This is a genomic window from Corallococcus sp. 4LFB (genome assembly GCF_046520365.1).
In the GTDB taxonomy this organism is placed as follows: domain Bacteria; phylum Myxococcota; class Myxococcia; order Myxococcales; family Myxococcaceae; genus Corallococcus; species Corallococcus caeni.
In genome coordinates, this window is record NZ_JBKGHJ010000433.1 from 1 (window position 1) to 7,174 (window position 7,174).

3 protein-coding genes are annotated in these 7,174 nt (G+C 73.1%); 1 reads left to right on the forward strand and 2 read right to left on the reverse strand.

What is annotated here, in order from left to right:
• A partial coding sequence (locus ACLEQD_RS33055; RefSeq protein WP_410389502.1) for an amino acid adenylation domain-containing protein occupies positions 1 to 3,599 on the forward strand: 3,599 nt, incomplete at its 5' end.
• Between the two features lie 9 nt (positions 3,600 to 3,608).
• Here the strand turns inward: ACLEQD_RS33055 and ACLEQD_RS33060 are convergent.
• Complete coding sequence (locus ACLEQD_RS33060) at positions 3,609 to 3,899, reverse strand: hypothetical protein (protein WP_410389504.1); 291 nt, start codon at positions 3,897 to 3,899, stop codon at positions 3,609 to 3,611.
• A partial coding sequence (locus ACLEQD_RS33065; RefSeq protein ID WP_410389506.1) for a type I polyketide synthase occupies positions 3,896 to 7,174 on the reverse strand: 3,279 nt, incomplete at its 5' end. The genes ACLEQD_RS33065 and ACLEQD_RS33060, both read right to left, overlap by 4 nt.

Consider the following 7,174-nt stretch of genomic DNA (forward strand, 5'->3'; position numbering starts at 1 on the left):
TGGACGCGCTGCCGCTGAGCCCCAGCGGCAAGGTGAACCGCAACGGCCTGCCCGTCCCCACGGAAGAGGCCATCCCCGGCACGGCCTACGTGGCCCCGGTCTCCGCGGTGGAGAAGCTCATCGCGGACATCTGGGCACCGCTACTGGGCGTGCCGCGCGTCAGCACGCAGGACCACTTCTTCCAGCTGGGCGGGCACTCGCTGCTCGCGACCCAGGTGGCCTCGCGGCTGCGCGAGTCCCTCCAGCTGGAGCTGCCGGTGCGCGTGCTCTTCGAAGCCCCGACGCTCGGGGAGCTGGCCGCGCGCATCGAAGCCCTGCGCCAGGAGGCCGGCCCCCTCCAGGCACCGCCCCTGGTGCGCCTGGAGGCCGGAGACTTCGCGCCGCAGTCCTTCCCGCAGCAGCGGCTGTGGTTCATCGACGCGCTCACACCGGGCGGGTTCGCCTTCAACGTCCCCGTGTTCATCCGGTGCAAGGGGCCGCTCGACGTGGCCGCGCTGGAGCGCTCCCTCGCGGCGCTCATCGACCGCCACGAAGCCCTGCGCACGGTGTTCGCGGAAGCGAACGGCCAGCCCATGCAGCGCGTCCTGCCTTCCGTCCCCTTCGCCCTCGCCTTCGAGCGGCTGGAGGACGTACCGCCCCAGGAGCGCGACACCGTCCTGCGCCAGCGGGCCGAGGAGCGGATGCGCCACGTCTTCGACCTGCGCTCGGGCCCGCTCTTCACGGCGAACCTGCTGCGGCTGGACGCGGAGGACCACGCGCTCTTCCTGCTCATGCACCACATCATCACGGACGGCTGGTCCACGGACGTGCTGGGGCGCGAGCTGGGCCTCCTCTACGACGCCTTCACCCGCGAGCAGACGCCCCGCCTGCCGCCCCTGCCCATCCGTTACACGGACTACGCCCGCTGGCAGCGCGCGACGTTGCAGGGCGAAGCGCTCCAGGCGCAGCTCGCCTGGTGGAAGCGGCACCTGGACGGGGCGCCGCGCGCGCTGGAGCTGCCCACGGACCGGCCGCGTCCGCCCGTGCAGGCCCAGGAGGGCAAGGCCGTCCTCGTGCGAGTCCCCGCCGCAGTGGACGCCGCCGTGCGCGAGCTGTGTCACCAGCAGGGCGTCACGTCCTTCATGGCGCTGCTCGCGGGCTTCCAGGCGCTGATGTCGCGCTACAGCGGCCAGGAGGACGTGGTGGTCGGCTCGCCCATCTCCGGCCGCAACCACCGCGAGGTGGAGGGGCTCATCGGCTTCTTCGTCAACGCCCTGCCCCTGCGCGTGAAGGTCTCCGGCGCGGAGTCCTTCCAGGCCCTGCTGGGCCGCGTGCGCGAGACGTGCCTGGGCGCCTACGCGCACCAGGAGGTGCCCTTCGAGCAACTGGTGGACGCGCTCCAGACGCCGCGCGACCTGAGCCGCACGCCGGTGTTCCAGGCCGTGTTCGCGTTCTTCAAGGACTTCCCCGCCATCCCCCTGCGCGGGCTGGACACGGCGCCGGTGCCGTTCGATCCGGGGCTCGCGAAGCACGACCTCACCCTCTTCATGCGCGAATCCGCCACCGGGTTGCTGACGCACTGGGAATACAACACCGCCCTCTTCGACGAGGCGACGGTGGAGCGCATGGCGGGGCACTACCTGCGCCTGCTGGAGCAGGTGACGCGGAGCCCGGAGCGTCCGCTCGCGTCGCTGTCGCTGCTGACGGAGCCGGAGCGCCAGCAGCTCCTCGTCGCCTGGAACGACACCGCGCTCGACGTGCCCCGGGACCTGCGGGTGCCCGCGCGCATCGCGGAGCAGGCGCGGCTGCGGCCGGAGGCGCTGGCGCTCGCGAGCGACGGACACCCGCTGACCTTCGGGGAGCTGGAGGCCCAATCGAACCGGCTCGCGCACCTGCTGCGCGCGCAAGGCGTGGGGCCGGAGAACGTGGTCGCCCTGTGCATGGACCGCACGCCCGGCTACGTGTGGGGCGCGCTGGGCGTCCTCAAGGCGGGCGGGGCCTACCTGCCCATGGACCTGACGTGGCCGGAGGCCTGGTGGCGGCACGTGCTCACGGACAGCGGCGCGCGCATCGTCGTCACGCGGCAGTCCTTCGCCTCCCGCTTCGAGGGATGCGGCGTGCGCGTGCTCTGCCTGGACGCGGAGCCCGCGCTGGAGGCGCAGCCGGCCACCGCGCCCGGCGTGACGCTGCACGAGGAGGCGCTGGCCTACGTCATCTACACGTCGGGCAGTACCGGCAAGCCCAAGGGTGTCGGGGTGTCGCACGGCACGCTGGCGAACCTCGTCGTGGGGCTCGGCACGGCGGCGGGGATTGCTCCGGGAGACCGGGCCACGCTGCTGACGGGGCTCGCGTTCGACGCGACCGTCTTCGAGACCTGGCCGTCGCTCTCGCACGGGGCCAGCCTCCACCTGCCCTCGGACGAGGTGCGTGCGGAGCCCGCGCGGCTGGTGCGGTGGCTGGCGGCGGAGGGCATCACGCTCACCACCCTGCCCACGCCCATGGCGGAGGCAGCGCTGGAGCAGCCGTGGCCCTCCGGCATGCCGCTGCGCCGGGTGCACGTGGCCGGAGACGTGCTGCACCGCCGTCCGGGGCCGTCCGTCCCGGGCCAGTGGCTCAACTGCTACGGCCCCACGGAGAACACCGTCATCGCGACCTCGGGCGTCGTGCAGCGCGAAGCGCCCGAGGGCCTGCTGCCGCCCATTGGAAGCCCGGAGGCCAACGTGCGCGTGTACGTGCTGGATGGCACGCGGCAGCCCGTGCCGGTGGGGCTGTGGGGCGAGCTGTTCCTGGGAGGCGCGCAGGTGGCTCGCGGCTACCTGGGCCAGCCCGCGCTCACGGCGGAGCGCTTCGGACCGGATCCGTTCTCCCGCGAGCCCGGCGCGCGCCTGTACCGCACGGGGGACGTGGTGCGGTGGCTGGCGGACGGCACGCTGGAGTTCCGGGGCCGCGCGGACTCGCAGGTGAAGGTGCGGGGCTTCCGAATCGAGCTGGGCGAGGTGGAGGCCGCGCTGCTCGCGCAACCCCAGGTGAAGGAGGCGGTGACGCTGGTGCGCGAGGACGTGCCGGGCCAGCGGCGGCTGGTCGCGTACCTGGTGCTTCGTGAAGGGGCTTCGTTCACGGTGGACGCGCTGCGGGCCGCGCTGCGCCGATCGCTCGCGGAGCACGCGGTGCCCTCGGCGTTCGTGGTGCTGGAGCGGCTGCCCCTCACCGCGAACGGCAAGCTGGACCGCAAGGCCCTGCCCGCGCCGGACGTGAACCGGCCCGAGCTGAGCGAGGACTACCGCGTCCCCGAGGTCGGGCTGGAGCAGACGCTGGCCACGCTCTGGGCCACGGTCCTGGGAGTGGAGCGCGTGGGCGCGAGCGACAACTTCTTCGACCTGGGAGGCAACTCGCTGCTGCTCCAGTCCGTGCACGCGAAGCTGGAGGCGCTGGTGGGCCGCAAGGTCCCGCTGGTGACGCTCTTCCAGTACCCCACGGTGCGCGCGCTCGCCGGGCACCTGTCGCCACCGAAAGACGCGCCGCCAGTGGCCGCGCCCGCGTCGGCACAGGACCCGGGCACGCAGCGAAGGGACAACCTGCGGCGCATGGCCCAGCGGCGGGGCCGGCCCGGCTCCAGCTGAGCCGGGCGTTCAGGACAGCTGGAGGAATGGGAACCAGATTCCCCGCCAGGTGACGACGCCGATGTTGGGACGGATGTGATTGGCCTCCAGCGTGGTCACGTCCACGTCCTCGATGACGTGCGTGAAGGGCGGCAGCGGAGTGTCCCGGAAGAGCTGCTCCTGGAGCAGCCTCCGGGCATCCTCCAGGCTGTACGCCGTCACGCCGCAGCCATGGTTCAGTCCCCTGGAACGCACGAAGGCGTCGTCAGGGAAGTCGATCCAGTAGCGATGGAGCAGCGGCGGCAGGCGGCCCTCGCTCATGGCAGGAAGGCCGCGAGCTTCGCGCCCAGGCCTTCGGCGTTCTCCCCCGTGAGCATGGACTGGTGGTCGCCGGGCACGGACTCCACGCGGAGCACCGCGCCCGAGTCCAGCCACTCGAGCTCGACATGCTTCGGCATGTGCTCGATGACGGTCGACGCGCGGAAGAACTGGAGGGTGCCGCCCTCGAAGCGGGGCATGGAGTATTCGCGCAGGGCGTTCATGTTCGCCTCCCAGACGCGCACGTAGCGCCGCTGCTCCTCCGGATCCGTGAAGGCGGGCCCCTGCTCGATGCCTACCCCGCCCGCCTGTGCATGGGCGATGTCCCCGGGCCCCGGCGTGTCGAGCATCGCGCACAGCGGCACCGCCTGGCCCTCCGCCGTCAGCCTCCGGGCCATCTCGTAGACCACCGCGCCGCCGAACGACGCGCCCACCAGCAGGTACGGTCCCGTGGGCTGCAACGCGCGCACGCCTTCCAGGTAGGCCGTCGCCATCTCGTCGACGGACGTGTGCAGCGGCCCGTCCGGCTCCAGGCCCCGGGACTCGAAGGCATAGGCGGTCCGGCCCGCGTCGATGGCGCGCGCCAGGTCCCGGTAGAACACCGCCTGGCCTCCGGCCGCGTGCACGAAGAAGAGGGGCGGACCGCGCGTGCCCTGCTGGAGCAGCGCCATGCCCGGCGGCAGGGACGGAGCACTCTCCCGGCCACCCAGCTTGCGCGCGAGCAACTCCACCGTGGGCGCGGTGAGCATCTCCTTCAGCGCGAGCCGTTTGCCGAAGCGCTCGGAGATCATCGCGAGCAGCCGGAGCGCGACCAGCGAGTCTCCCCCCAGCGCGAAGAAGTCATCGTGGATGCCCACGTCGTCCAGGCGGAACAGCGTCTGGAAGCACTCGACGAGCGTCCGCTCCGTGGCGTCACGAGGGGCCACGCGCTCACCGCGACGGACGGCACGGCCCTTCGGCTTCGGGGGCACGGTCGCCTTCGCCCGGGCCGCCATGGCGTCGCGGGCGACGGGAGCCGGCGCGGCGTCATCCAGGCTGTAGTGCTCGTGGTCGAAGCTGTAGGTCGGCAGGTCCACGCGCCTGCGCCGCTCGCCGTCCCGGATGCGCTCCCAGTCCACGTCCACGCCCGCGGCCCAGGCTTCGCCCAGCGCGGCCAGGGTACTCCCGGGCGCATCGCCCTTCGTCGGCAGGGTGGCCAGCACCGGCTGCGTCTTGCGCGCCGGGTGCTGCCGCGCGAGCGCGGTGAGCGTCGTGCCCGGGCCCACTTCAATCAACGCCCGGTCCCCGGACTCCAGCAGGCAGCCCAGCGCATCGGAGAAGCGGACGGTGTGCCGCAGGTGCCGGACCCAGTAGTCCGGCGACGTCGCCTCGCGCTCCTGGAGCCACCGGCCGGTGAGGCTGGACACGACAGGGAGCGAGGGTGCGCGAAGCTTCACGCGGGCCACCTCCCGCGCGAAGCCCTCCAGATACGGCTCCATCATGGACGAGTGCGCGGCGCGCGCGTAGCGCACCCGCTTGTGCTCGATGCCCCGCGCCGTCAGCGCCTGCTCCGCGGCCTCCAGCTCCGGCAGCGGTCCGGAGAGGACACAGGTCTCCGGACCGTTGATGGCCGCCACCGACACGGCCGTCCCCACGACCTCCGCCACCTGCTCCACGGACGCGAGCACGGACACCATTCCCCCCAGCGGCATCGCCTCCATCAGCCGCCCCCGGGCGACAACCAGGCCCAGCGCCTCCTCCAGCGTGAACACGCCCGCGAGGCACGCCGCCACGTATTCGCCCAGCGAGTGCCCCAGCAGCGCCTCCGGCTTCACGCCCCACGACAGCCACAGCCGCGCGAGCGCCCAGTCACAGACGAACAGCGCGGGCTGCGACCACAGCGGCCGGTCCAGCTCACGGGCCGCCGCGTCGAAGCGCTCCGGCCCGGCGAAGAGGACTTCACGGAGGTCGGCCCCCAGCGGTCCACGAAGCCACTGCGCGCACGTATCCACGGCCGCACGGAACGCGGGCTCGCGCAGGAACGCCTCGCCCATGTTCACCCGCTGCGCACCGCCGCCCGGGAACAGGAAGGCCACGCCGCGAGACTCGCCCTCGTCGAACACGGTGCGGATCCGCGAGGCCGCGTCCTCACCGGCAACGGGCTTTCCCTCCAGGAGCGCCGCGGCGTCCTCACCGTGACGGACCACGGCGAAGCGGCGCCACGGAAAGCGAGCACGCCCCACCTGCAACGTGTGCGCGGCGTCCGCGAGCGCAGCGCCCGAAGCACCCTGGATGCGCTCCGCCAGCGCCGTGCTCATCCGCTCCAGCGCCCCTTGCGTCTTCGCGGACAGCAGCAGCACCTCTTCCGCGCGCCGGGGCGCATCCGTCTCCGGAAGGACGGGCGCCTCCTGCAACACCACGTGCGCGTTCGTGCCGCCAATCCCCAGCGCCGTCACCCCCGCGCGCAGCGGCAGCGGGCCCTGCCACGCACGCGCGCTCCCCACCACCTGGAAGGGACTGCCCTCCAGCTCCAGCATCGGATGCGGCTTCGTGAAGTTCAGCGTCGGGGGCAGCGTCCGGTGCTCCATCGACAGCACCGTCTTGATGACCCCCGCCACGCCCGCCGCCGCGTCCAGGTGCCCGAAGTTGCTCTTCACCGCCCCCAGCCCGCACGCCCCCGGGGGAGCGCCCTGGAACGCCTGCTTGAGCGCCGCGACCTCGATGGGGTCTCCCAGCGCCGTCGCCGTCCCGTGCGCTTCCACATAGGACACGTCCGACGGCGACACGCCCGCCACCGACAGCGCCTCGCGGACCACCGCCGTCTGCCCCTGCACCGAAGGCGCGGAGAACCCCGTCTTCGCCCCGCCGTCGTTGTTCAGCGCCGTGCCCAGCACGAGGGCGCGGATGGGGTCCCCGTCCGCCACCGCGTCCGCCAGCCGCTTGAGCACCAGCACGCCCACGCCGTTGCCCACCACCGTGCCCGCCGCGTTCACGTCGAACGGACGGCAGCGTCCATCCGGCGCCAGGATGCCGCCCTCCTGGTTGCGGTGCGCGGCCAGCTGCGGCGTGCGGATGGACACGCCCCCCGCGAGCGCCAGGTCGCACTCGCCCGCGAGCAGCGACTGACACGCCAGATGCAACGCCACCAGCGACGTGGAGCACGCCGACTGCACCGTCATCGCCGGGCCCGTCAGGTCCAGCTCGTACGACACGCGCGTGGCCAGGAAGTCCCCCGAAAGCCCCAGCGCCCCTCCCAGCCCCCCCGGTCGCGCCCCGCCCCCCGTACGTGGTGAAGCCCG

What these genes read in the sequence shown, in the direction of transcription:
- ACLEQD_RS33060 (WP_410389504.1), bottom strand. Translation starts at nt 3,899, where the DNA reads ATGAGCGAGGGCCGCCTGCCGCCGCTGCTCCATCGCTACTGGATCGAC.